We start from the raw sequence: 24,931 nt of genomic DNA on the forward strand, positions 1-24,931 counted from the left end.
TGTCGAATGCACCGGACCAGGGAATGGTCAGGGGTTCGTCGATCTCTCTGGAGAACTGTCGTCCTCCTTCGTGGTGCCCGGTGTAGTGCCCACTAATCTGGGTCGGCATGACCCAGATCCACGACCTTCCGGCGCACCGGCTCGCGGCGATGGTCCGCAGTCGCGAACTGTCCCCTCCTGAGATAACTGAGCACTATCTGCACCGGATCGAACGGTACGAACCGCACTATGGCGCGTACATTACGGTCGCGTCAGAAATGGCGCTAGAACAAGCCCGGTACGCGGAGAAGCGTCAGATGGGCGACACGCCGGACACCCTCCCGCCGCTCCTCGGCGTCCCCCTCCCCGTCAAGGACCTCGACCCCGTCGCCGGGGTCCGCTTCACGCAGGGTTCCGCCGTCCACCGCGACACCGTGGCGCCCGCCGACTCGGACCTCGTCGCGAGGCTCCGCGCGGCCGGCACCGTCATGGTGGGGAAGACCAACACCCCCGAGTTCGGCTCCAGCTGCTACACGGAGAACGACGTCGCGCCGCCCGCCCGCAACCCGTGGAACACCGACCTCTCGCCCGGAGGCTCCAGCGGCGGCGCAGCCGCGGCCGTCGCCGCGGGTCTGGCCCCGGCCGCGCAGGGCAGCGACGGCGGCGGCTCGATCCGCATCCCGGCCTCGGCCTGCGGGCTCTTCGGGCTCAAGCCCACCAGGGGCCGGATCTCGGGGGCGCCGTTCAAACCCGACCTCCTGGGCCTGTCCACCGCGGGCCCCCTCACCCGCGGCGTCCGGGACGCCGCGCTCCTCCTGGACGCCATGGCGTTCTCCCGGCCGGGGGACCTCTACCCCGCTCCGCCGGCGGACGGGCCGTTCACCGACCACGTGGACCGCGATCCGGGCCGCCTGCGCATCGGCGCCTACTCTTCCACGGGGTCCTCGGGCATCCCCGTCCACCCGGAGGTCCTGGCCGCCCACGGGGAGGCGGTCCGCCTGCTGGAGGACCTCGGCCACGACGTCGAGGAGGTTTCCGAGCCCGGCGACGCCCATTTCGGGGGCGCCTTCGCCGACGACTTCCAGGTGGTGTGGGCCGCCATGGCCTCGGCGTCCCCGGTACCCCCCGAACGGGAGGGGGAACTCGGCCCCCTCAACCGCTGGCTGCGCGAGCGGGCCCGGTCCACGCCGGTCCCCGTCTACATCGCGGCCTGCGCCCGGCTCCAGCGCGGGGTCCGCTCCCTGGCCGCGGCGACCGCTCCCTACGACGCGGTGCTCACGCCCACCCTGGCACTGCCCCCGGTCCCGCTGGGCCACTTCTCCGCGGACGGGCCGGAGGAGGAGTTCGGGAGGATGACCGCCTTCACCCCGTTCACGTCGGTGTACAACGTCTCGGGCCAGCCCTCGGTGAGCGTCCCCCTGCACCGGACGGCGGACGGCCTGCCGATCGGTTCCATGCTCACCGGCCGGATGGGCGGCGAGGGCGTTCTGCTGGCGCTGTCGGCCCAGCTCGAGCGGGCCAGGCCCTGGGCCCACCGGGTCCCGCCGGGCTGGAACGGCTGAGCGCGCGACGCGGTGTCAGCGGCGCCCGTCGTGCGGGGCGGCCGCGGCCCCGGCGCCCGGGGCCGCCCCGTGGACCGGGGGCGCGTCCAGGACGGGGGCGACCTCGGCCGCCGACGGGCCGTCGTCCGACCCGGGGGCGGGCCGGGGCAGGAACAGGCTGAGAACCGCGGCGACCATGACCAGGCCCGCCGCGCCGATCACGCCGCCGACGATGCCGTTGCCGTCGATCAGCGCACCGCTGAGCGGGCCGGCGATGGCGCCGCCGGTCCCCATCGCCGTGGCCGTCCAGCCGAAGGCCTCCGCCCTGCGGTGGGACGGCGCCATGTCCCCGACGCGCCCCATCACCGCCGCCAGGGTCGGCGCGAGGGCCAGCCCGGACACGAAGAGCAGCGGCGTGATGAACAGCGGGCTGGGCAGGTGCGTGACCGGCGGCACGAAGGGGATCAGGATCGCCAGTCCGAAGGCCGCCGCGAAGCTGCGCAGCGCCAGGCGGGGACGCCCGCGCAGGGCCCCCGCGACCACGCCGCCCACGAGCGACCCCGCAGCCCAGACCGAGGCCATCACCATCACGTACTGGGGGGCGTCGAGCTCGTTGGCCCAGGCCACGATGACCAGGTCCATGCCGATGACGCCGGAGACCATGAGCAGGCACATCGCGAAGACCGCGCACAGGGCGGGGTGGAACAGCAGGCTCCTGCGGGAGCGCGTGTCCTCCGCTGCCCCGCCCCCGTCCGTTTCGGCGGGGGCGGGGCCGGTCACCCCGGCCCTGCGCAGCGACCACGCGAAGCCCACGGAGCCGAGGAAGCCCAGCGCGGCGAGGAGGAACAGCGCCCAGCGCGGACCGGCCGCCGCCACCACGCCGGCGATGAGCACGGGGGAGAAGATGAAGAGCAGCTCCTGGGTGGTCGCCTCGGCCGCGTAGACGGCCTGCCTCTCGGGCCCGCGCGTCAGGCGCGGCCACAGGGCCCGCACGATCTGGTTGGCGGGCGTGCCGAACAACCCCGTCACCAGGGACAGCGGGAGCGACAGCCACCACAGCGACCCCGGGAGCAGGGCCAGCGCCACGAGTCCCACGCTGAACACCAGGCCGCACACCAGCACCAGCCGGTCGGTCCCTCCCCGGTCAGCCATGCGCCCGCGCAGCGGCCCCACGAGGGCCATGCCGAGCGTGAAGGCGCCCGCCACCAGCCCCGCGAGGGTGTAGGAGCCCGTCCAGCCCTCGACCAGGAACGTGACCGCGATCATCAGGCCCGGGGTGTAGAAGCGGGCGGCCAGGGACCAGGAGAGGAGGGACAGGACGTGGGGCACGGCGAAGAGCCGCCGGTAGTTAGCGAGCACACCACGATTATGCAGACGTATCGCCCTTTGGGCCATTCGATAAGCGTCCTGCTCAGGGCCGGTGCCGTCACGTTGCGCGGAGTCTCGTCGCGCCGTGTCCGCCGACCCGGGCCGCGGACACGTTCTGGCCCCACGCCGGGACGGCCTCCGGTGTACGAAGCGCCGGGTAGGGCATGATCGGGTTCTGTGAGGGACGTTCAGCTGGCCCGCGTGGCCGAGCAGTACGGGGTCGCGACGAGCTACGAGGACTGGCGGGGACGGCGGGTCCCGGTCGGCCCCGACACCATCCGCCATGTACTGCGGGCCCTGGGGGTGGACCCGGAGGCGCCCGACGCCGCCGCGCCTCGCGGGCTGCTGCCCCCGGCGGTCGTCGTCCGCGAGGGGAAGGCGCCCGATCTGGTGCTCCCGGGCAGCGCGCGCGGCGTCGTCGAGACCGCCGACGGCTCCCTGCTGCCCTTCGACCCCGGCCTGCCGCTCGGCTCCCACGTGCTCCGCGTCACGGACGGCGGCGTCGAGCACGACGCGCCCCTGCTCGTCGTCCCCGACCGGCTCGACCCCGGCGCGCTGAGGGACCACCCCCGGCTGTGGGGGGTCATGGCACAGATCTACAGCGTCAGGTCCCGCGCTTCCTGGGGGACCGGGGACCTGCGCGACCTGGCCGAGCTCGCCGACTGGAGCGCCCGCGACCTGGGCGCCGACTTCACCCTGGTCAACCCGGTGCACGCCACCGAGCCGCTGCCGCCGGTCGAGCCCTCGCCCTACCTGCCGGTCAGCCGCCGCTACGCCAGCCCCCTCTACATCCGGGTGGAGGACGTCCCCGAGTACGCCCGGCTCGACCCCGCCCGGAGGGAGGGGGTCCAGCGCCTGGCCCGCCCCCTGCGCGAGCGGGGCCGGACCGCGGACCTGCTCGACCGCGACGAGGTCTGGAAGGCCAAGCGCACCGCACTGGAGGTGCTCTTCGAGGTCCCCCGCGCCCCCGGCCGGGAGGCGGCCCTACGCGCCTACCTCGAACGCGAGGGGCGCCCCCTCGTCGAGTTCGCGACCTGGTCGGCGCTGGCGGAGGAGTACGGGAGCGACTACCGGGCCTGGCCCGGGGACCTGCGCGACGCGGGCTCCCGCGCCGTGGGCGCGGAGGCCCTGCGCCGCTGGCCCGCCGTGGAGTTCCACCGCTGGCTCCAGTGGGTCCTCGACGAGCAGCTCTCCCAGGCCCAGGCCACGGCCAGGGCCGGCGGGATGGGCGTCGGCATCGTGCACGACCTCGCCATCGGCGTGCAGGCGGGCGGAGCGGACGCGTGGATGTACGGCGACGCCCTGGTCCCCGGGCTGCGCGTCGGTGCGCCGCCGGACGAGTTCAACCGGCTGGGCCAGGACCGGGGCGGGCCGCCCTGGAACCCGGTGCGGCTCGCCGAACGCGGCTACGGGCCGTTCCGGCAGATCCTCGACCAGGCCCTGCGCCACGCGGGCGGGGTCCGGATGGACCACGTCATGGGCATGTTCCGGCTGTGGTGCGTGCCCGAGGGCGCCTCCGCCGACCAGGGCACCTACCTCAGGTTCGACCACGAGGGCATGGTGGGAACGCTCGTCCTGGCCGCGCACCTGGCGGACGCCGTCGTCGTCGGGGAGGACCTGGGCACCGTCGAACCGTGGGTGCGGGACCACCTCGCCGACCGCGGCGTGCTGGGCACGTCCGTCCTGTGGTCCGAGCAGGACGGCGACGGGGAGCCGCGCCGGCCCGGGGACTGGCGCGCCGACTGCCTCGCCACGGTGGCCACGCACGACCTGCCCCCGGTGGCGTCGTTCCTCTCCGCCGAGCACGTGGAGCTGCGCGACCGGCTCGGCCTCCTCGGACGGCCGGTGGAGGAGGAGCGGGCCGGGGCGGAGGCCCGGGTCGAGCGCTGGCGGCGGCTGCTGGTGGACCTGGGCCTGCTCGACGAGGACGTGGACCCCGTGGCCGACCCGGCCGCGGTGGTGGCGGCCATGCACGCCTACCTGGTGGCGACCCCGGCCCGCATGATCGGGGTGGCGCTGACCGACGTGGTGGGGGAGCGGCGGATGCAGAACCAGCCCGGCACCACCACCGAGTACCCGAACTGGCGCATCCCGCTCACCAGTGCCGAGGGGGAGCCGGTGCTCGTGGACGAGCTGCTGGCCGACCCCCGCATGGTGGCGCGCATACGCCGCACCCTCGGACCGGTCGGGGGAGGGCACGGCCGCGCGCTGTAGGCGGACCGGACGCGGCGGCGGCCCCGGGGGAACCCCCGGGGCCGCCGTTGTGTCCGCTTCTAGGGCGTGGTACGTGGGTGCTTTCGGTCGGCTCGGCGCTTGCGCCGACCACCGCGAGCGGTCGCCGGGCCATCTCTCGCAAGACGAGTGGCGAAGGTCAGCCCGGTGTTGGCTGTCCGAGCGCAGTCGGCGCGGCGAGAGGCAGCCCGGCGGACGCGAGCCCGGAATGACCCGCGGACCACGTCCTAGGCGCGGGCCCGGCCCGCGGCGATGTCGACGGCGCGGGCGCGCAGCGCGCGCTCCACGCCCGCGCGGCCCTCGATCAGCAGCCGGCGGAGCGCCGGGGCGGGGGAGGCCTCCGCGATGTAGGCGTCCGTGCGCTCCAGGGTCGCCTCCTCCACCAGCCCGCTCGGGTACATCACCTCGGCGAAGGTCTGGGCGAACTCGCCCGTCCACTTCTCCCACGCCGGGGCCAGCTGCGCGAAGTACTTCTCCGTGTAGGGCCGGTACAGCTCGGCCTGGCCGGGCTCGGTGAAGCCCATCAGGACCGCGCGGAACTCGGCGTTGGCCAGCTCCTCGCCCACGATCCGCTCCCACGCGGCGGCCTTGGCCGCGGCCGTGGGGATCGCGGCGCGGGCCCCGGCGGCGTGCCGCTGGCCCGCCGCGGTCGGGTCGGACTCCAGCTCGGCGGCGATCTCCGCCTCGCCGGCCTCCCCGGCGGCGACCAGGCGGCGCAGCAGCGTCCACCGCAGGTCCGTGTCCACGGTCAGCCCGTCCACGGTGATCGCGCCGTCCAGCAGGCCCCGGACCAGGGACAGGTGGGCGTCGCTCGCGGCCGTGCCCGCCAGCGCGTTGGCGTAGGCGAGCTGGAGGTCCCCTCCGGGCTCGGCCGAGGTCAGCAGCTCGCGCAGCCGGTCGGAGAGCTGCTCGAAGCCGAACGGGCGCCACGCGGGGTCGGCGTACATGTGCAGGGCGGAGGACGCCTGGCGCAGCAGGGTCTGGGCCACCATCACGTCGTCGACGCCGCTGATCCCGGAGATCACCAGGGCCACGTAGTCGCGGGCGGCCATCTCGCCGTCACGGGTCATGTCCCAGGCGGCGCCGAAGGCCAGGGCCCGCGGCAGCGACTCGCGGATCTCGCCGGCGCCCTCCACCACCGTGCGCAGGGAGCGCTCGTCGAGGCGCAGCTTGGTGAAGGTGAGGTCGTCGTCGTTGATCAGCACCAGGTCCGGCTGGGCCTTGCCGATCAGCTCGGGGACCTCGGTGCGCGCGCCGCTGACGTCCAGCTCCACGCGTTCGCGCCGCACGATGCCCTCGGGGGTGCGGTCGTACAGCCCGATCGCGAGGCGGTGCGAGCGCAGCGTCGGGTGCCCGGGGTCGGCCTCCTGGAGCACGGCGAACGACGTGAAGGCCCCGTCGGCGTCCACCTCGAACTCCGGGCGCATCGTGTTGACGCCCGTGGTCTCCAGCCACTCGCGCGACCAGCCGGACAGGTCCCGCCCGGAGGCGGCCTCCAGGTGCTTGAGGAGGTCCTTCAGCTCGGTGTTGCCGAACGCGTTCTCCTTGAAGTAGGCGCGCACTCCGGCGAAGAACGCGTCCACGCCCACGTACGCGGCGAGCTGCTTGAGCACCGAGGCGCCCTTGGCGTACGTGATGCCGTCGAAGTTGACCTCGACCGCCTGGATGTCGACCATGTCGGCGGCGATCGGGTGCGTGGAGGGAAGCTGGTCCTGGCGCAGCGCCCAGGACTTCTCCACGTTCGCGAACGTCGTCCAGGCGTCGGTCCACTTGGTGGCGTTGGCCTGGCAGTACACGCTGGCGTAGGTCGCGAACGACTCGTTCAGCCACAGGTCGTCCCACCAGCGCATGGTGACCAGGTCGCCGAACCACATGTGCGCCATCTCGTGCAGGATCGTCTCCGCGCGGCGCTCGTAGCGCGCGTCGGTGACCCGGGACCGGAAGACGTAGTCCTCCAGGAAGGTGACCGCGCCCGCGTTCTCCATGGCGCCCGCGTTGAACTCCGGGACGAACAGCTGGTCGTACTTGCCGAACGGGTACCGCAGGTCGAACAGGCCGTGGAAGAAGTCGAACCCCTGCTTGGTGACCTCGAACAGGGCCTCGGAGTCCAGGTGCTCGGCGAGCGAGGCGCGGCAGTACAGCCCCAGCGGGATGCCGTCGTGCTCGTCGCGCACCACGTGGTACGGGCCCGCGATGAGCGCGGTGATGTAGGTGGACACCACCGGCGTGGCGGGGAAGTGCCAGCGCACCCGCTCCCCGCCGGCGGCCTCGCGCACCACGTCGGGGGCGCTGTTCGACACGACCTCCCACGACGGGGGCGCGAACACCGTCAGCTCGAAGGTGGCCTTCAGGTCGGGCTGGTCGAAGCACGTGAACATGCGGTGCGCGTCCGCCGTCTCGAACTGGGTGTACAGGTACACCGAGTCGTCCACGGGGTCGACGAAGCGGTGCAGGCCCTCGCCCGTGCGCATGTACGCCGCGTCGGCGACGACGGTCAGCTCGTTCTCGGCCGCCACCTCGGGAAGCACGAGGCGCTCGCCGTCGAACAGTTCGGCCGGGTCGAGCTCGGCGCCGTTCAGCGTCGCCGTGAGCACCTTCGGGGCGGCCAGCTCGACGAACGTCCGAGCACCCGGCTCCGAGCTGGAGAAGCGGACCACGGTGGTGGACCGGAAGGTCTCGTCACCGGTGGTCAGGTCGAGCTCCACGGCGTAGGAGTCGACGCTGAGAATCCGCGCCCGCTCCTGAGCCTCGTCCCGTGTCAGGTTCCCTGCCACGCCACGCTCCCTCCACGGCCGCCGTCCCCGCCGGCCGGATCGTTGCCGACCACGGCGAGTCCGCCGCGTGGGTGGAGCGTCGTCGGGCCGGGGGTCGTCTTCACTCGGCATCGATCCTGCCACGCGCACGGGCGGAATGCGCAACCGATGGCCGGGGTTGCCTACCTACGACGTGAAGTTCCGTCCCCCCGACCGATCCGAGGAGCAGCGATGACGCAGACCGCCGACCCGAGCAGCGGGCCCGAGACCGTGTACGCCGACATGTGGTTCGACCCCGCGTGCCCGTGGGCGTGGATCACGTCGCGCTGGCTGCTCGAGGTGGAGCGCGTCCGTCCGGTGAGGGTCCGCTGGCACGTGATGAGCCTCAGCGTCCTCAACGAGGGCAGGGACCTGCCGGAGGACTACAGGACGTCCTTGGACGGGGCGTGGGCCGCCGTGCGCGTGTGCGTCGCGGCCGAGCAGCGCTTCGGCCCGGAGGTCCTCGGAGGCCTGTACACCGCACTGGGCACCCGGTTCCACAACGGCGCCGAACCGCGGACCGCCGACACGATCCGCGCCGCGCTCGCGGACGCGGGCCTGCCCGAGGACCTGGTGGAGGCCGCGGAGGGCACCGGGTACGACGAGGCCCTGCGCGCCTCGCACGCGGAGGCCATGAAGCTGGTCGGCGAGGACGTCGGCACCCCCGTCGTCCGGGTGGAGGACGTGGCCTTCTTCGGCCCGGTCGTCACGCCCGTGCCCCGCGGCGAGGAGGCCGGGAAACTGTGGGACGGCGTCCGCCTGGTCGCCGGGACCGACGGGTTCTTCGAGCTCAAGCGCACCCGCACCCGCAACCCCGTCTTCGACTGAGCGCCCCGGCCCCGGTGAGCCGGGGGGCGCTCCGGGCCGCCGCCCGGAGCGGCGGGGAGCGGTCCCGGGGGCCGGGGCGACACGGCACACTGGAAGCGGGCCCGGCGGGGGCCGGCCCGGCTCCGGACGCCCGTCCGCGCCGCCGGTCCCCGGACGCCGGGGCCCGGACCCACCGCAGAGCGAAGGACCGCACATGCCCGGACCCGACGACGACCGCAGGGTCGAGTTCCTCGACGACCTCGACATCCTGCCCGACACCACCAGCGACGAACGCGGAGTGGGCTGGGGCGAGGACTCCGAGGAGGACTCCACCGCGCGGCTCATCGCCGACCGCCCCCCGCACTGGGGCTGACCCGGGGCCGGAGCCGTCCGTGGAACCACGGGTGCGCGGCCCCGCCCCCGTCCCGCCCTGGCCAACCCGAATCACGTTCTGCCACAGTGGGGCCATGCGATCCCTCTACATCGACGGCGCCTGGCGCGACTCCGCCTCCGACGAGGCCCTGGACGTGGTGAACCCGGCGACAGAGCAGGTCATCGACACCGTTCCGGCCGGAACAGCCGAGGACGTCGGGGCCGCGGTCGAGGCCGCGGCCGCCGCCTTCCCGGCCTGGTCCGCGCTGACCCCGGGGCAGCGCGTCACCCACCTGGCCAAGGCCCACGAGCTGTTCGGCGCCCGCATCGACGACATCGCCGCCGGGCTCACCCGGGACATGGGCGCGCCCGCGGTGTTCTCACGCAGGGTGCAGGCGGGCCTGCCCGAGCTCATGTTCCGGACCTACATCGACCTGGTCGAGGAGGCCGGGGAGCGCTACTTCGGCGGTGAGACCGTCGGCAACTCCCTGGTCGTGCGCGAGCCGGTCGGCGTCGTCGGCGCCATCACGCCGTGGAACTACCCGCTCCACCAGATCGTCCTCAAGGTCGTCCCCGCCCTCCTGGCGGGCAACACCGTCGTCCTCAAGCCCAGCGAGATCGCCCCGCTCGGCGCCTACGCCCTCGCCGAGGTGTTCCACGACGCCGGGCTGCCCGCCGGGGTGTTCAACCTCGTGTCCGGCACCGGACCGGTCGTGGGGGAGGCCATCGCAGCCCACCCGCGCGTGGACATGGTGTCCTTCACCGGCTCGACCCGCGCGGGGACCCGGGTCAGCCAGGTGGCCGCCGAGACCGTCAAGAGGGTCGCGCTCGAACTGGGCGGCAAGTCGCCGAACGTCATCCTGCCCGGCGCCGACCTCGCCAAGGCGGTCAAGCGCGGCGTCGCCGACGTCATGCGCAACACGGGCCAGAGCTGCAACGCGCTCACCCGCATGCTGGTCCACCGCGACAGCTACGAGGAGGCGGTCTCCCTCGCGGCCGAGTCCGCCGCCAAGTACGTGCCCGGCGACCCGGAGGACGAGGCCACCCGCCTGGGCCCGCTCGTCTCCGCCGCCCAGCTGGAGAAGGTCCGCGGCTACGTCCGGCTCGGCGTGGAGGAGGGCGCCCGCCTGGTCACGGGGGGTCCCGAGCCCGTCGAGGGCCGGGACCGGGGCTACTACGCCAGGCCCACGGTCTTCGCGGACGTGCGCAACGACATGCGCATCGCCCAGGAGGAGATCTTCGGCCCGGTGCTGGTCATGATCCCCTACGACACGTTGGAGGAGGCCGTCGCCGTCGCCAACGACACCGTGTACGGGCTCAACGCCGCCGTGTGGTCCGCCGACCGCGAGAGCGGGCTGGCCGTCGCCCGCAGACTGAGGGCGGGGCAGGTCGAGCTCAACGGCGGCGCGCTCAACCCCCGGGCGCCCTTCGGCGGCTACAAGCGCTCGGGGAACGGCCGTGAGTGGGGGCTGGCGGGCCTGGAGGAGTTCTGCGAGGTCAAGGCCGTCCAGATGTGACCCCCGGGGTGCCGGGGCCGCGTCCGGTGTGCGCGGTCTCACGGCCCCCGGCCGCCCTTCCGAGGAATCGGCCCCGGTGACGGCCGCGTTGTGGGGTGTGGAAAAATTCCGTCTGGTCATCCCTGGTCGAACCCAATGAGGTGTGAGTTGAGCAGCAAGCCCGCGGTCTCCAAGGCAGGCCCCATCGGCAAGGACATCAAGTCGATGATCGTCTACAACGCCGTCGCCGTCATCTCGATGGCGCTCTTCGCCGTCCTGGGCCTGAGCGTGGCCGCCGCCGCCTCCGGCGCGGTCTGAGCGGACCCGTGCACGACGGCGCCCCGCCCGCGTCCCCGGACGCGGGGCGGGGCGCCGTGCCCGTCACCCCCGTGACCTGCCAGACTGGACACGTGCGTGTTTACCTTGGATCAGATCATGCGGGCTTCGAGCTCAAAGAACACCTCGTCTCCTGGCTGAAGGAGCGGGGCCACGACGTGGTCGACGCGGGACCCCGCGTCTACGACGCGGTCGACGACTACCCGCCCTTCGTCCTGCGCGCCGCCGAGGGCGTCGCCGCGGACCCCGGCTCGCTGGGCGTCGTCATCGGCGGTTCCGGGAACGGCGAGCAGATCGCCGCCAACAAGGTCAGGGGCGTCCGCGCCGCCCTGGCCTGGAGCGAGCAGACCGCCCGCCTGGCGCGCGAGCACAACGACGCCAACGTGCTCGGCATCGGCGGACGGATGCACTCCCCGGAGGAGGCGACCCGCTTCGTGGAGGTCTTCCTCGCCACCCCGTACAGCGACGAGGAGCGGCACACCCGCCGCATCGCGATGCTGACCGGCTACGAGCAGACCGGCGAACTGCCGCCCCTCCCGTAACCCCGTCCCACGCCCCCGCCCGGCCGCCACGGTCCCGCGCGGGGGCGTTCCGCCGTCCGGGCCGCGTCCGCCCCGGCCGCCCGCCCGCGGGCCGCACGGCCATGGTGGGGCGCCGAGCGCTGTGAGACCCTGGGGTCCGGCCGCGCCCCCGGGACGCGCGCCGCGCCCCGCCACCCGGACGCGGGCGGGTCCGGTCACCGCACAGTGTCCGAGAAGGGTGTACATCCCCGGAAAACAGAGCCGTTCCCCGGGACCGGGGAAGTGCCCGACTCCGCACGCTCGGTTATCGGCTGAACCCAAACCCTCGGTTTGGGGGAGAACACCGCTGGTTGCACGTGCCAGGGCGACATTCCGCGCGCTACAGTTCGTGCACAGTGGCGGGCCCTCGTTGTCCGCGGCACGGTGGTGCCCGTCGATCGGCGTCTCCAGCCACCACGACCGGGGAGTGCCCCACACCGCCCCGGCCCGCCGAACAGGTGCCCGGTGGCGACGCGGCCCCCGCGGCCGTCCGACCGTGCCGTCCGACCGCGCCGCCCGAGAGGGCGACCCCGCTGGTGAAGCGGGTGCGCCGATGATGAGGATCCATGAAGCCCACACCGACCGCCAAGACCACCCGGCTCCTGCGCTCCTCCGCGCAGAGGCTCGTCGCGGTGCTCCGGCGCAAGGTGCTGTTCCGCTACAGGCTCGTCCTCATCACCCTCGTCACCCTGGCCGTGGGGATCGGCGTCGGCGCCGTGTGGGGCCCCTCCGGGTGGTTCCCGCCCAGTTCCACGATCCTCACCGTCCTCGCGGGCGGTCTCCTCCTCAAGCGCAAGAGCCTGGCCTTCCTGCTCGGCGTGGTCGCCGCCGTCCTGGTCTTCGTCGCCTACATGCTCGACTTCGGCCAGGTCGGCCCCGGCCTGCTGGTCACGATCGGCGTCACCGCGGTCCTCTCCTACCTGCTGTCGGGCGTGCGCGAACGCCTGGGGGTGCAGGGCCTCAGCGGCGAGATGATGCTGCTGGACCTGCGCGACCGGATCCGGCACCAGGGCCGCATGCCCCGGCTCCCCGAGGGGTGGGGGCGGACCGCCGTCCTCCGCCAGGCCGGCGGCTCCTCCTTCGGAGGGGACTTCGTCGTCTCCATCCGCAGGGAGGACCGGCTGGACGTGGCCGTGGTGGACGTCTCCGGCAAGGGCGTGGACGCGGGGACCCGGGCGCTCATGCTCTCCGGGGCCTTCAGCGGACTCATCGGCGCGGTGCCCACGGGAGACTTCCTCTCCCACTGCAACGACTACCTGATGCGCAACAGCGGCGGCGAGGGCTTCGTGACCGCCGTGCACCTCAGTGTGGACCTCGACACAGGCGAGTACCAGATCGCCTCCGCGGGTCACCCGCCCGCGCTGCACTACGACAGCGGCGGCGGGCTCTGGAGCACCACCGAGGCCAAGGGCGTGGTCCTCGGGGTCATCCCCGAGATGACCTACACGTCCGTCCAGGGCAAGCTCCGCCCCGGTGACGCCATCATGCTCTGCACCGACGGCCTCATCGAAACCCCTGGTGAAGACCTCGACGCGGGGATCGACCGGCTCCTCGGCGAGGCCGAGCGACTCGTCCCCCACGGGTTCGCCACCGGGGCCGGGGAGCTCGTCGACACCCTGTCCAAGGACAAGAACGACGACTGCGCCCTCGTCGTCCTCTGGCGCGACTGAGCCGCCCGGGCCCCGCGTGCCGCGCCGCGGGGGTGTGCGGTGCGGCGTCCGAGCCGGCCTGAGGGTAGGGTCGGAATGCTCCCCGTCCCCGCGTACGGCGGTCAGTCCGTACACGTCCCCGGATCGCCGTGCCCGCCCCCGCAGCCCCCGGGCGCCAACTCCCACGGCCCACCACACCAGTGACGACGGGACCGGAGCGGGGCCCCTCCACAGGCCCACCGCTATCCGAAGACTGGTGCCGCCCGCGGGTCCTCCCGCAGGGCGTAGGAGACGCGAGGGGGTGCTTCGCATGTCAGAAGGCGAGCGCGCTGAAGAACTGACCGATCTGGTCGAGAACAACGACCTGACCGGCATCCGGCTCTGGTTGGCCGAGCACAGGCCCTACGAGATCGCCGACGAACTCTCACGCATGGCCGGAGGCGAGGCGATCATCCCGTTCCGGCTCCTGGACAAGGACCGCGAGCTGGAGGTCTTCGAGGAACTCGACCCCAGCCAGCAGCAGGCCATCCTGCTCGGCCTCCGCGACAGCGCCTTCCACGAGATCCTGGAGGAGATGGACCCGGACGACCGGGCCCGCCTCATCGGGGAGGCGCCGGCGAAGATCGCCACCCGGGCCCTGGCCGGCCTCAGTCCCGCCGAGCGCAAGATGACCGCCGCCCTCCTGGGGTATCCCGAGGACGCCGTCGGCCGGTTCATGACCCCGGAGACCGTCATCCTGCACCGTGACCTGACGGTGCACCGCGCCCTGGAGGTCGTGCGCGCCCGGGGGGCGGACGCCGAGACCATCTACACCCTGCCGGTGGTGAGCGACGGCCGCCGACTGGTCGGCACGGTGACCCTGGGGGACCTGGTCGTCAGCGAAGACGACCGGCTGCTCAAGGACATCGTCGACGTGTTCGCCCCCCGCGTCGGCGCCTCGGAGTCCGCGGAGGACGCCGCACGCCTGATGCAGGAGGCCAACCTGGTCTCCCTGGCCGTGGTGGACTCCGAGGACCGGTTCGTGGGCCTGCTGACCTTCGACGACGCCCTGGAGGTCATCGAGGCCGCCGACTCCGAGGACATGGCCCGGCAGTCCGGCGCCAGCCCCGTCGGCGACCACTACGTCTCCGTCAGCGTGCTGCGGCTCGTGGGCGCGAGGTCGGTCTGGCTGATGCTGCTCATCGTCGCGGCCACGCTGACGGTCAACGTCATGCAGGCGTTCGAGGCCACCCTGGAGGAGGTCACGGCCCTGGCGATGTTCGTGCCGATGCTCATCGGCACCGGCGGGAACGTCGGCGCCCAGTCGGCCACCGCCATCGTGCGCGCCCTGGCCGTGGGCGAGGTGCGGGTGCGCGACCTCCCCCGGGTCATCTGGAAGGAGGCGCGGGTCGGGCTGCTCCTGGGCGTCATGCTCGCGGGCCTCGCCCTGGCCATCGGCTCCCTGCTCGTCGGGTTCGCCGTCGCCGCGGTGGTGGCGTGCTCGGTGGTCGCGGTGTGCACGTGGGCGGCGGTCATCGGATCGGCCATGCCGCTGCTCGCGCGCAAGGTCGGCGTGGACCCCGCCGTGGTGTCCTCACCGATGGTGGCGACCCTCGTGGACGCCACCGGCCTGATCATCTACTTCTCCATCGCCCGTCTCGTCCTGGGCATCTGATCCGCCGGGACCGACCGCCCGGACTGCACAATCCGCATGAAGAGGGTGTGAACCGGGTATCGCGTCAGGAGCAGGACGGATCTAGGGGGGATTCCATGTCCGGTACCGGAGATGCGTTCAAGCGGCTGAAGAAGGCCGTCGACGACAACGCCGAGAAGGCCCAGGGGCTGGTCGGCAAGGCAGCCGACGCCGCGAAGAGGGCTACGGGAGGTGCCCACGACGACAGGATCGACAAGGGGGCCGGAGCCGCGACGGAGTACCTGCGCAAGCGTGCACGGGAGGACAGGAAGTAGCGCCGGCCGCCGTGCGTGAGCGGGGCGGGCGGGGTGCGTCCACAATGGAGGATGCCCTCACCCGCCCCGTTCCCCTTCCCCGGCCCGGACGGGCCGGCCGCCCCGAAGGGGGCGCCGACCGTGCCGCGGCCCCCGGCGACCCTCTCCGCCGAACCCGGCGCGACGGACCGGGAGACCGAGCAGGACCCCGCCGACAGCCGTGTGCCCACCGTGGTTTCGGACGCCTCGAACACACCGGTGCGCGGAGGGGGCCCGAGGGCTTCCGGCGGCCCCCGGCGCCCGGTCGGATCCGGGGCGGGACGGGGAGGCGGACGCCTGCCGGTCCTGGCCGCCAGGGTCCGCATGCCGCTGATGTGGGCCGCCACCCTCCTCCTGCTCGCGGCCTACGCCGGCGTGCCGTGGTGGGCGGGCACGGGGCTGCTCGTCGCGGCCCTGGCCGTGTACCTGCGGCTCGGCACGGTGCGGCGCGAGCCCAGGGCGGTGCTGCCGCCGGTGCGCGGCAGGTGGATGGCGCTCACGAGCCCCGTTGACGGGACCCCGAGCCAGGGCAGCCACGCCTACGGGCAGACCTATGCGCTCGGCCTGGTCGCCGAGCCGGGGGGAGGGGCCCGGCCCGACATCGCCTGGCGTCCGCTCAGCCGCCCGCCGGAGGACTTCCCGGCGTTCGGCAGGGCCGTGTACGCCCCCGCCGACGGCACGGTGGTCACCGCGCACGACGGGCGGCGCGACCACCGCAGCCGCAACTCCTGGCCGTGGCTCTTCGGAGCGGTGGTGGAGAACGCCCTGCGGGAGCTGCGCGGCCCCTCGGGGATGCTCGGCAACCACCTCGTGATCGACGTCGGGGGCGGCGACCACCTGCTCCTCGGCCACCTGGCGCGGGGCTCCCTGGCGGTCGGCCGCGGGGACAGGGTGCGGGCGGGGCAGGTGGTGGCCAGGTGCGGCAACTCGGGGGCGTGCACCGAACCGCAGGTGCGGGTGCAGCTCATGGACCACAGGCGACCCCTGTTCGCGGCGGGCCTGCCGATCGTGTGGGCCCCGGGCTGGAACGGGCGGGGCGACGGGGCGGGGCTGCCGGAGACCTGGCGGCCCGTCGTGGTCGAGGGCCCCGGGGTCGAGGAGGTACCCGCTGGTCAGGAGTCCGGGGGAGACGATTACGCTGGTGAGGTAAGGCGAACCTCACGAAACCGGTGAGAGGGGTGGGTGTGAGCGCTGCGGAGGGGCGGCCCTGTCAGTTGACGGTCTGCCGGGGGTGCTGCTGCGGGACCCGGAAGAAGGTCCCCGGCGTGGACCACAGGGCCCAGCTCGCCCGCCTCGGCGCCATCGAGGACCACTCCGGCCGTACCGTCCCCGTCCGCACCAGCAAGTGCCTGGGCATCTGCTTCGAGGCCGACGTGGTGGTCGTGCAGCCGTCCCGGGAGGGGCGCGCAGCCGGGGGCCGGCCCGTCTGGCTGGGGCGGGTCACCGAGGACGAGCTGCTCGAGGCCATCGACGACTGGATCTTCGACGGCGGTCCCGGCCTCGCGCCCCTGCCCGCGGTCCTGGCCGACCACGTCACCTCCAAGGACGCCAAGAAGCCGAAGAAGGGCAAGAAGCCCAAGCATTCCAAGGCCGCCAAGAAGGAGCGCAGGAAGGCCGGGAAGGGTTCCGGGGGGAAGGGGCCCGAGGGGGCGTCCCGGCCGGAGAAGGGGTCGGACGAGGGCCGGACGGGGCCCGAGAAGTCCGACAAGGCGAAGAAGAAGGCCAAGAAGGCCAAGAAGAAGGCGGACAAGGCCGAGAAGGCCGAGAAGAAGGCGAAGAAGGCCCGCAAGGAGGCCGAGAGGGCCGCACGCGGTTAGGGCGTGTCCCGCGGGCCGTCGCGCGGACCCGCGCTCCTGCCGGGACCCGCAGGGGATCCGGGAACGCGGCCCCGCCCCGGCCTCAGGCCCTCGACTGCGGCGCGAACTGGGTCCGGTAGAGGGCCGTGTAGAGCCCCTCGCGCCCCAGCAGCTCGTCGTGCGTGCCGCGCTCCAGGATGCGCCCGTCCTCCAGCACCAGGATCTGGTCGGCCTCGCGGACGGTGGCCAGCCGGTGCGCGATCACCAGGGACGTCCGTCCCTCCAGCGCGACCGCCAGGGCCTCCTGCACGGCGGCCTCGGACTCCGAGTCCAGGTGCGCGGTGGCCTCGTCCAGCACCACCACCGACGGAGCCTTCAACAACAGGCGGGCGATCGCCAGCCTCTGCTTCTCACCGCCGGAGAGCCGGTAACCCCGGTCGCCGACCATCGTGTCCAGGCCGTTCGGCAGCTGGTCCAGGAGCGTCCCGAGGCGGGCCATGCGCAGCGCCTCCTCCAGTTCGGCGTCGGTCGCCCCGGGGCGCGCGTAGCGGAGGTTCGCGCCCACCGTGTCGTGGAACAGCTGGGCGTCCTGTGTGACCACGCCCACCGCCTCGCGCAGCGAGTCCCCGGTCACCCCGCGCAGGTCCAGCCCGCCGACGCGCACCGCGCCCTCGGTGGGGTCGTACAGGCGGGAGACCAGGTGGGTCAGCGTCGTCTTGCCGGCGCCGGACGGCCCCACGAGGGCCACCATCGTGCCCGGCGCGGCCCGGAACGACACCCCGCTCAGCACCTGGGTGTCGTCGTCGACCTCGGCGTGCGGGGCCAGCTCCAGCGACGCGACCGAGGACTCGCGGGCCCCCGGGTAGCGGAAGGACACCTGGTCGAACTCGACGCCCAGGGGCCCCGGGGGGAGGTCCCGCGCGTCCGGGTCCTCCTTGAGGCCCGGTTCCAGGTCCAGCACCTCGAAGACCCGGTCGAAGGAGACCAGCGCGGTCATGATCTCCACGTGCACGTTGGACAGCGTCGTCACCGGCCCGTAGAGCCGTGTGAGCAGGGTGGTGAGCGCGACCAGGGTGCCCACCTCGAACGCCCCGCCGATCGCCAGCACCCCGCCGACCCCGTACACCATCGCCATCGCCAGGGCCGTGATCAGGCCCAGCATGCTGAAGAGCAGGGAGCCGAGGACGGCCTGGCGGACGCCCAGGTCGCGGACCCGGCCCGCCCGGTCCGCGAACCCGGCCGACTCCTCGTCCGGGCGGCCGTACAGCTTGACCAGCATCGCGCCGCCGACGTTGAACCGCTCGGTCATGAGGGAGCTCATGTCCGCGTTGTTGTCCATCGCGTCGCGGGAGATGTGGGCGAGCCTGCGCCCGATGAGCTTCGCGGGGACCACGAACAGCGGGACCAGGACGAGGGCGAGCAGTGTCACCTGCCACGACAGGGCGAGCATCGTGACGAGCACCGCCACCACGCTGATCAGGTTGGACAGCACCGACTGGAGCACGGAGGTGATCGCGCGCTGCGCGCCCACCACGTCCGTGTTGAGCCTGCTGATCAGCGAACCCGTCTGGGTGCGCGTGAAGAACGACAGCGGCATCCGCTGCACGTGGGTGAAGACCTGGGTGCGCAGCAGGTAGATGACGCCCTCGCCGATCCGCGCGGACAGCCACCGGCCGAGCAGCGTCAGCCCGCCCTCCAGGACGGCCAGCCCCGCCGCGGCGACGGCCAGCCACACCACGAGGGAGGTGTCCCCCGGGAGGATGCCCTCGTCGATGATGGCCCTGAGCAGGAGGGGGTTGGCGACCACGATGGCGGAGCCGACCGATGTCACCAGGAGGAACCACAGGATCGCCCGCCAGTGGGGGCGGGCGTAGGAGACGATCCGGCGGGTGAGGCCGGGGGGCAGTTGCTTGCCCTTCGCGCTCCCGTCGTTGACCAGGGACCTGTAGGAAGGTCTTCCCGACATCATGGACATGGGCGGCCCCGTTCTTCTCGCTGCTTCGCCACGCATGCGTCAACGCCCGCGCCCGTGCACGGCTTCCCGGGGAGAGCGCGCCGCCCGGCCGGCGGCCGGTGCGGGGCCGCCCGAAGCCGCCGTGCCAGGGGGCTCTCCGGCGGCTCGGGGGGTCAGAGGGAGTGGGCGAGCCGGCCCAGTGCGGCCGTGGTGGAGCGGCCGGGGGTGAACGGCAGCTCCCACGCCTGGGCGCCGAGGGCGTCGGCTCCGCGGATCTTGGCCTGCGTGTACCGGTCCCCGGCGGTGTACGCCAGGGCGGCGGGGTCGAGCGGGCGCAGGAGTTCGGCGTAGGCGGACCAGTCGGCGACCCCGGGCGGGCCCTCGATGACGAAGGCGCCGCTGACGCAGGCGAGCGCGGCCACCGTCTCGGCGCGCTCCTCGGCGGGGTTCACGGGGCGTCCGGGCCCCTTCCAGGCGCCCACCCTGCGGTCGGACTCGATGCCGACGACGAGGGGCAGGCCGCGTTCGGCGATGGACCGGAGGAAGCGGACGTGTCCGACGTGCAGGACGTCGAAGGCTCCGGTGACGACGGCGGGCCGCTCCAGGAGCTCGGGCCGCTCGAACCAGTGGGCGCCGAGGGGAGTGTCGGCGCCGTGCGTCGCGTCCGTGTCCGTCATTCAGCCACCCGTCCCAACGAAGCGAGGGCCCCCGTGTCCGATCCGCGCCGACGGGTTCGCCCGAAAGGTCAACGTACCCGTTCGGGGCGGGTATTCCGCCTCCGGGGAGCAGGGCCGGGCTCCCCGGTCCGCCGGGTCCGTGGGACGGCCGGGGCGTTCGCGCGGGGGTGTGCCGTGCCGTGGAGACGGGGCGCCCCGGTGCGAGGGCCCGGCAGGAGGGGCCGGGGCCCGGGGTGGAGCGGTGGAGCGGGCGACGAGAATCGAACTCGCATGACCAGCTTGGAAGGCTGGGGTTCTACCATTGAACTACGCCCGCGTGGCGCCGGAGCCTTCGAGTTTCCTCTAGACTCGTGGAGCCGACGGAGACAAGAGTACAGTCTCCCGAGCCGTGGTCGCACCCCCATCCCGGGAGTGCGATCCTTGGTGCGGTGTACGGGGTGTAGCGCAGCTTGGTTAGCGCGCATGCTTTGGGAGCATGAGGCCGCGGGTTCGAATCCCGCCACCCCGACGAAACCATCCGTGGCATCGGCCTCCGGCCGTACGCCGTGGCCCCCTGTGTATCTGCCCTAGACTTGGTGCGATCAGCAGGAAACTGTAAGTCCCAGCCCGTCGCAGGGCACCCCGTGTGAACGTGGTCGTCATGGCCCCGGGGTGCGCTCGTGCATTTCGCCGTTGTGTGTGGTGCGCCTGCGGGCCGACGCGGACACCAGCCGGCAAACCTAGGAGTACCGCCCCGTGAAGACCGATGTCGAGGAGCTGAGCCCCACCCGGGTCAAGCTGACCATCGAGGTGCCCTTCGAGGAGCTCGATCACGCTTTCGACGTGACGTACAAGTCGCTCGCCAAGCAGGTCCGGATCAAGGGCTTCCGCCCGGGCAAGGCGCCGGCGCGGCTGATCGACCGCTACGTCGGCCGCGGCGCGGTGATCAGCGAAGCGGTCAACCACGCCGTCCCGGAGCTCTACAACGAAGCCATCCAGAAGGAGGAGCTCTTCGCGCTCGGCCAGCCCGACGTGGAGGTCACCAAGCTGGAGGACAACGAGGAGCTCGCGTTCACCGCCGAGGTCGACGTCCGCCCCAAGTTCGAGGTCGAGAACTACAAGGGCATCGAGGTGACCGTCGACAGCGCCGAGGTCACCGACGAGCAGATCGACGAGCAGATCGGCACGCTGCGCGAGCGCTTCTCCACCCTCGTGGGGGCCGACCGCCCCGTCGAGACCGGTGACCACCTGTCCATCGACCTCTCCGCCGCGATCGACGGCGAGAAGCTCGACGACGTGGCGGTCAGCGGCTACTCCTACGAGGTCGGCACCAACGCCATGCTGGAGGGCCTCGACGAGACCCTCGTGGGCATGGAGGCCGGTGGCGAGGCCACCTTCAAGACCACCCTCGTCGGTGGTGAGCACGAGGGCAAGGAGGCGGACGTCACCGTCACCGTGCACAGTGTGAAGGTCAAGGAGCTGCCCGAGCTGGACGACGAGTTCGCCCAGCTGGCCTCCGAGTTCGACACGATCGAGGAGCTGCGCGACGACGTGCGCAAGCGCATGTCGGAGGTCCGCCGCCTCCAGCAGCTCTCCGCGGCCCGTGACAAGGCCCTGGAGCAGCTGATCGAGTCCGTCGACGTGCCGCTGCCCGACGCGGTCGTCGACGAGGAGATCACCCGCCGTCGCCAGAGCCTGGAGCAGCAGCTCGCCCAGGGCGGTCTCACCAAGGAGGCCTACCTGGAGTCGCAGGAGAAGACCGAGGAGGAGTTCGACGAAGAGCTCACCACGGGCGCCCGCTCGGCCGTCAAGGCCGGGTTCATCCTCGACCAGCTGGCGATCCAGGAAGACCTGAGCGCCGACCAGGGCGAGCTCAGCCAGTACGTGTTCGAGCAGGCCCAGCGCATGGGCGTGAGCCCGGACCAGCTGGCCCAGCACCTGGTCGAGTCCAACCAGATCCGCGTCGCCTTCACCGAGGTCGTCCGCGGCAAGGCCATGGACCTGGTCCTGGCCGGCGCCCGGGTCACCGACGAGGACGGCAACGTCATCGAGCAGGAGAACGCCGAGGAGACCGCGGCCAAGGCCGCCGCGGTCGCCGCCGAGGAGTCCCTCGAGGTCATCGAGGACGACGCCGAGGAGACCGGGGCCCCCGCGGCCGCGGCCGACGAGGCCGGCGACGACAAGTCCGAGGAAGCCAAGTAGGCTTCGCGCCCGGCGTGCACGGGCCCCGACCGACCCCTCGGGCCGGTCGGGGCCCGATGTGTTCGCTGGTGGAAGAAAGTGCTGTACGGGCCCTGCGCCACCCTGCGCTCAAAGCGAACAGGGACGGTATCCGGACGAGCCCGGCTTCCGTCGGCGTTAGTGTCGCTGTATCGCAACCGTTTCGATTCCGGAGCAGGTGACGAGAGTGCCGCCGACCTTTGATGAGTCCCCGCGATTCGACGCTCGTACGTCCGAGTCGCAGATTTCCCCTTTTATTGAGCAGACGCCTCAGCGCCTGTTGCGCCAGCGAATCGTTTTCCTCGGCCAGCAGGTCGACGACGAGATCGCCAACCGCCTGGTTGGTGAGCTCCTGCTGCTGTCCGCCGAGGACCGCCAGCGGGACATCACCCTGTACATCAACTCGCCGGGTGGGTCCGTGACCGCGGGCATGGCGATCTACGACGTCATGCAGTACATCCCCAACGATGTCCGTACCGTCGGCATCGGCATGGCCGCGTCCATGGGCCAGATGCTCCTGTGCGCCGGCGCCCCCGGCAAGCGCTACGCGCTGCCGCACACCCGCGTCATGATGCACCAGCCGTCCGGTGGTATCGGGGGCACCGCCTCCGACATCCGGATCCTGGCAGACCAGCTGCTGTACGTGAAGAAGATGTTCATCGAGAAGATCTCCGAGCACACGGGGCAGACGGTCGAGCAGATCGAGAAGGACGCCGACCGCGACCGCTGGTTCACCGCTCAGGCGGCCAAGGAGTACGGCTTCATCGACGAGGTGCTCGAGGGCACCCTCGACGTGACCAGGTGACCGTACCCAGAGTTGACCCGTCGGACCTGGTCCCAGGAACGGCGCAGTGCGTGGAAGGCGTGAAATGACCGAGTACAACCCCAGTCTCATCGGCGGCGCGGCCTCGATGGCTCCCCAGAGCCGCTACGTCCTGCCGTCCTACGTGGAGCGGACGTCGTACGGCGTCAAGGAGATGAATCCGTACAACAAGCTCTTCGAGGAGCGGATCATCTTCGTCGGCGTGCAGATCGACGACACGTCGGCCAACGACCTGATGGCCCAGCTCATCACCCTTGAGCAGCTCGACTCCGAGCGGGACATCCAGATGTACATCAACTCGCCCGGAGGGTCTTTCACGTCCCTCATGGCGATCTACGACACGATGCAGTTCGTGCGCCCCGACATCCAGACGGTGTGCATCGGCCAGGCCGCGTCGGCAGCCGCGATCCTGCTCGCGGGAGGCACGGCCGGGAAGCGCGGCGCGCTCCCCAACGCCCGGATCCTGATCCACCAGCCCGCGACCGAGGGCATGCACGGCCAGGCCAGCGACATCGAGATCCAGGCGAACGAGATCACCCGTATCCGTACGCAGCTGGAGACCACCCTGGCCCGCCACACCGGTCGTACGCCGGAGCAGGTCTCCAAGGACATCGAGCGGGACAAGATCCTCACGGCGGAGGAGGCCAAGGAGTACGGCATCATCGACTTCGTGCTGCCGTACCGCAAGGCCTCCCTCAAGTAGGGGTGTGACGGAGCCGAAAGTCCTTCCGCGGCCCCCTGGGAACGGGGTGTTCCGCCGGGGATTCTCGGCAGTGGTGAAGCGTGGGCCGGACCGGCCCTTGACCCGCCTGGGGGAGCCCGGTGGTGAAGCCGGTCCGGTTTTTCGCTTAGTCTGGCGGAGAGCGACACACAGATCGCCCCGTCCGTGACCTTCGTGGACGGGTACGGGAGATTCGACTTCCGTGCGGTTTCGCGTCAGAGCGGCACCGGCGGGGCGGCCTTAGTTTTGAGGAGTGGCTGGGTGGCACGCATCGGCGACGGCGGGGACCTGCTGAAGTGCTCATTCTGCGGTAAGAGCCAGAAGCAGGTGAAGAAGCTCATCGCCGGCCCCGGCGTGTACATCTGCGATGAGTGCATCGATCTGTGCAACGAGATCATCGAAGAGGAACTCGCCGACGCCACCGAGCTGTCGTGGGACTCGTTGCCGAAGCCGCGGGAGATCTACGAGTTCCTGGACTCGTACGTGATCGGTCAGGACCAGGCGAAGAAGGCCTTGTCGGTGGCGGTGTACAACCACTACAAGCGTGTGCGGTCGGAGGGTGAGCGTCCGGGGTCGGAGGGCGTGGAGATCGCGAAGTCCAACATCTTGCTGTTGGGTCCGACGGGGTCGGGCAAGACGCTGTTGGCGCAGACGTTGGCGCGGATCCTGAATGTGCCGTTCGCGATCGCGGACGCGACGGCGCTGACGGAGGCGGGGTATGTGGGGGAGGATGTGGAGAACATCCTGCTCAAGTTGATCCAGGCGGCTGATTACGATGTGAAGAAGGCCGAGACGGGGATCATCTATATCGATGAGGTCGACAAGGTCGCGCGTAAGAGTGAGAATCCCTCGATCACGCGTGATGTGTCGGGTGAGGGTGTGCAGCAGGCGTTGTTGAAGATCTTGGAGGGGACGACGGCGAGTGTGCCGCCCCAGGGTGGGCGCAAGCATCCGCACCAGGAGTTCATTCAGATCGATACGACGAATGTGTTGTTCATCTGTGGTGGGGCGTTCGCGGGTCTGGAGAAGATCATCGAGTCGCGGACGGGTCAGCAGGGGATGGGGTTCAATGCGGTTCTGCGGCCTCGGGGTGAGGTGGCGGAGTCGGGGTTGTTCGGTGAGGTGATGCCGGAGGATCTGTTGAAGTTCGGGATGATTCCGGAGTTCATCGGTCGGTTGCCGGTGATCACGAGTGTGGATGATCTGGATCGTGGGGCGTTGATCCGGATTTTGACGGAGCCGCGTAATGCGTTGGTGAAGCAGTATCAGCGGTTGTTCGAGTTGGACGGTGTGGGGTTGGAGTTCACGCCGGAGGCTTTGGAGGCGATTGCTGAGCAGGGGATTATTCGGGGGACGGGTGCGCGTGGGTTGCGGGCGATCATCGAGGAGGTGTTGTTGTCGGTGATGTACGAGGTGCCTTCGCGTGAGGATGTGGGGCAGGTGATCATCAGTCGGGAGACGGTGATCGACAACGTGAACCCCACGATCGTGCCGCGGGCCCAGCTGGACTCCGACCACCAGGAGAAGTCCGCCTGATCCCGCCGCGGTGCGGCCCCCCGGGGCCCGCGCCGGCGGCGGTACGCGCGAGAGGGGCGCCCCCGGCCCGGGGGCGCCCCTCTCGCGTCCTCGGACGGGCCGCCGGGCATTCGCGCCGGAGGGTGGGC

20 protein-coding genes and 2 tRNA genes are annotated in these 24,931 nt (G+C 72.0%); 17 read left to right on the plus strand and 5 right to left on the minus strand.

The annotated features are described in order from the left end of the window. Window positions 1–107 precede the first annotated feature (107 nt). Window positions 108–1,541, plus strand: a complete 1,434-nt coding sequence (locus tag OUQ99_RS06755) for an amidase (RefSeq protein WP_267948574.1) — start codon at window positions 108–110, stop codon at window positions 1,539–1,541. Window positions 1,542–1,556: 15 nt separating this feature from the next. Here OUQ99_RS06755 and OUQ99_RS06760 read toward each other — a convergent pair whose 3' ends face one another. Then, on the minus strand, window positions 1,557–2,879 hold the full coding sequence (locus OUQ99_RS06760) for an MFS transporter (protein ID WP_267948575.1): 1,323 nt from the start codon (window positions 2,877–2,879) through the stop codon (window positions 1,557–1,559). 186 nt (window positions 2,880–3,065) lie between these two features. Here OUQ99_RS06760 and malQ point away from each other — a divergent pair, with 186 nt between their 5' ends. Beyond that, the gene (gene malQ, locus OUQ99_RS06765) at window positions 3,066–5,102 is read left to right on the plus strand and encodes a 4-alpha-glucanotransferase (protein ID WP_267948576.1); all 2,037 of its coding nucleotides are present in this window, start codon (window positions 3,066–3,068) and stop codon (window positions 5,100–5,102) included. Window positions 5,103–5,347: 245 nt separating this feature from the next. Here malQ and pepN read toward each other — a convergent pair whose 3' ends face one another. Further along, window positions 5,348–7,894, minus strand: a complete 2,547-nt coding sequence (pepN, locus tag OUQ99_RS06770; protein WP_267948577.1) for an aminopeptidase N — start codon at window positions 7,892–7,894, stop codon at window positions 5,348–5,350. 210 nt (window positions 7,895–8,104) lie between these two features. On the opposite strand from pepN, the gene OUQ99_RS06775 reads away from it, so the two are divergent. From OUQ99_RS06775 to OUQ99_RS06820, 10 genes are all read left to right on the plus strand, one after another. Then, window positions 8,105–8,740 (plus strand): DsbA family protein, encoded by a 636-nt coding sequence (locus OUQ99_RS06775; RefSeq protein ID WP_267948578.1) that lies wholly within the window; start codon window positions 8,105–8,107, stop codon window positions 8,738–8,740. Between the two features lie 193 nt (window positions 8,741–8,933). After that, window positions 8,934–9,092 (plus strand): hypothetical protein, encoded by a 159-nt coding sequence (locus OUQ99_RS06780; protein ID WP_267948579.1) that lies wholly within the window; start codon window positions 8,934–8,936, stop codon window positions 9,090–9,092. Window positions 9,093–9,186: 94 nt separating this feature from the next. Continuing rightward, window positions 9,187–10,608: an aldehyde dehydrogenase family protein gene (locus tag OUQ99_RS06785; RefSeq protein ID WP_267948580.1), complete on the plus strand. Its 1,422-nt coding sequence runs from the start codon at window positions 9,187–9,189 to the stop codon at window positions 10,606–10,608. Between the two features lie 147 nt (window positions 10,609–10,755). Beyond that, entirely contained in the window at window positions 10,756–10,905 is a 150-nt protein-coding gene (locus OUQ99_RS06790; protein WP_267948581.1) for a hypothetical protein, read from the plus strand. Between the two features lie 92 nt (window positions 10,906–10,997). Then, complete coding sequence (locus OUQ99_RS06795; RefSeq protein WP_267948582.1) at window positions 10,998–11,465, plus strand: ribose-5-phosphate isomerase; 468 nt, start codon at window positions 10,998–11,000, stop codon at window positions 11,463–11,465. Window positions 11,466–12,049: 584 nt separating this feature from the next. Further along, window positions 12,050–13,153 carry a PP2C family protein-serine/threonine phosphatase gene (locus tag OUQ99_RS06800; protein WP_267948583.1) on the plus strand — a complete coding sequence of 368 codons (1,104 nt, stop codon included), beginning with the start codon at window positions 12,050–12,052 and terminating at the stop codon, window positions 13,151–13,153. A gap of 289 nt (window positions 13,154–13,442) precedes the next feature. Next, window positions 13,443–14,786 (plus strand): magnesium transporter, encoded by a 1,344-nt coding sequence (gene mgtE, locus OUQ99_RS06805; protein ID WP_267948584.1) that lies wholly within the window; start codon window positions 13,443–13,445, stop codon window positions 14,784–14,786. Window positions 14,787–14,881: 95 nt separating this feature from the next. After that, a complete protein-coding gene (locus OUQ99_RS06810; RefSeq protein ID WP_267948585.1) occupies window positions 14,882–15,079 on the plus strand; it encodes an antitoxin in 198 nt (65 codons plus the stop codon). A 120-nt stretch (window positions 15,080–15,199) separates the two neighbouring features. After that, window positions 15,200–16,270 carry a M23 family metallopeptidase gene (locus tag OUQ99_RS06815; protein ID WP_267948586.1) on the plus strand — a complete coding sequence of 357 codons (1,071 nt, stop codon included), beginning with the start codon at window positions 15,200–15,202 and terminating at the stop codon, window positions 16,268–16,270. 92 nt (window positions 16,271–16,362) lie between these two features. Continuing rightward, complete coding sequence (locus tag OUQ99_RS06820) at window positions 16,363–16,914, plus strand: (2Fe-2S) ferredoxin domain-containing protein (RefSeq protein WP_267948587.1); 552 nt, start codon at window positions 16,363–16,365, stop codon at window positions 16,912–16,914. 82 nt (window positions 16,915–16,996) lie between these two features. Here OUQ99_RS06820 and OUQ99_RS06825 read toward each other — a convergent pair whose 3' ends face one another. The 3 genes from OUQ99_RS06825 to OUQ99_RS06835 form a co-directional block, all read right to left on the minus strand. Next, entirely contained in the window at window positions 16,997–18,862 is a 1,866-nt protein-coding gene (locus OUQ99_RS06825) for an ABC transporter ATP-binding protein (RefSeq protein ID WP_267950276.1), read from the minus strand. A gap of 158 nt (window positions 18,863–19,020) precedes the next feature. Next, window positions 19,021–19,524 (minus strand): adenylyltransferase/cytidyltransferase family protein, encoded by a 504-nt coding sequence (locus OUQ99_RS06830; protein WP_267948588.1) that lies wholly within the window; start codon window positions 19,522–19,524, stop codon window positions 19,021–19,023. Between the two features lie 242 nt (window positions 19,525–19,766). Beyond that, window positions 19,767–19,840, minus strand: a tRNA-Gly gene (locus OUQ99_RS06835). A gap of 117 nt (window positions 19,841–19,957) precedes the next feature. On the opposite strand from OUQ99_RS06835, the gene OUQ99_RS06840 reads away from it, so the two are divergent. The 5 genes from OUQ99_RS06840 to clpX all read left to right on the plus strand — a co-directional run bounded on the left by OUQ99_RS06840 (window position 19,958) and on the right by clpX (window position 24,803). Continuing rightward, a tRNA-Pro gene (locus tag OUQ99_RS06840) sits at window positions 19,958–20,032 on the plus strand. 227 nt (window positions 20,033–20,259) lie between these two features. After that, window positions 20,260–21,705, plus strand: a complete 1,446-nt coding sequence (tig, locus tag OUQ99_RS06845) for a trigger factor (protein ID WP_267948589.1) — start codon at window positions 20,260–20,262, stop codon at window positions 21,703–21,705. Window positions 21,706–22,003: 298 nt separating this feature from the next. After that, a complete protein-coding gene (locus tag OUQ99_RS06850; protein ID WP_267948590.1) occupies window positions 22,004–22,528 on the plus strand; it encodes a ClpP family protease in 525 nt (174 codons plus the stop codon). A 64-nt stretch (window positions 22,529–22,592) separates the two neighbouring features. Continuing rightward, on the plus strand, window positions 22,593–23,249 hold the full coding sequence (locus OUQ99_RS06855; RefSeq protein ID WP_267948591.1) for an ATP-dependent Clp protease proteolytic subunit: 657 nt from the start codon (window positions 22,593–22,595) through the stop codon (window positions 23,247–23,249). Between the two features lie 279 nt (window positions 23,250–23,528). Then, a complete protein-coding gene (clpX, locus tag OUQ99_RS06860) occupies window positions 23,529–24,803 on the plus strand; it encodes an ATP-dependent Clp protease ATP-binding subunit ClpX (protein WP_267948592.1) in 1,275 nt (424 codons plus the stop codon). The last annotated feature ends 128 nt before the right edge of the window (window positions 24,804–24,931 follow it).

The organism is Streptomonospora nanhaiensis (assembly GCF_026642255.1).
GTDB lineage: Bacteria > Actinomycetota > Actinomycetes > Streptosporangiales > Streptosporangiaceae > Nocardiopsis > Nocardiopsis tropica.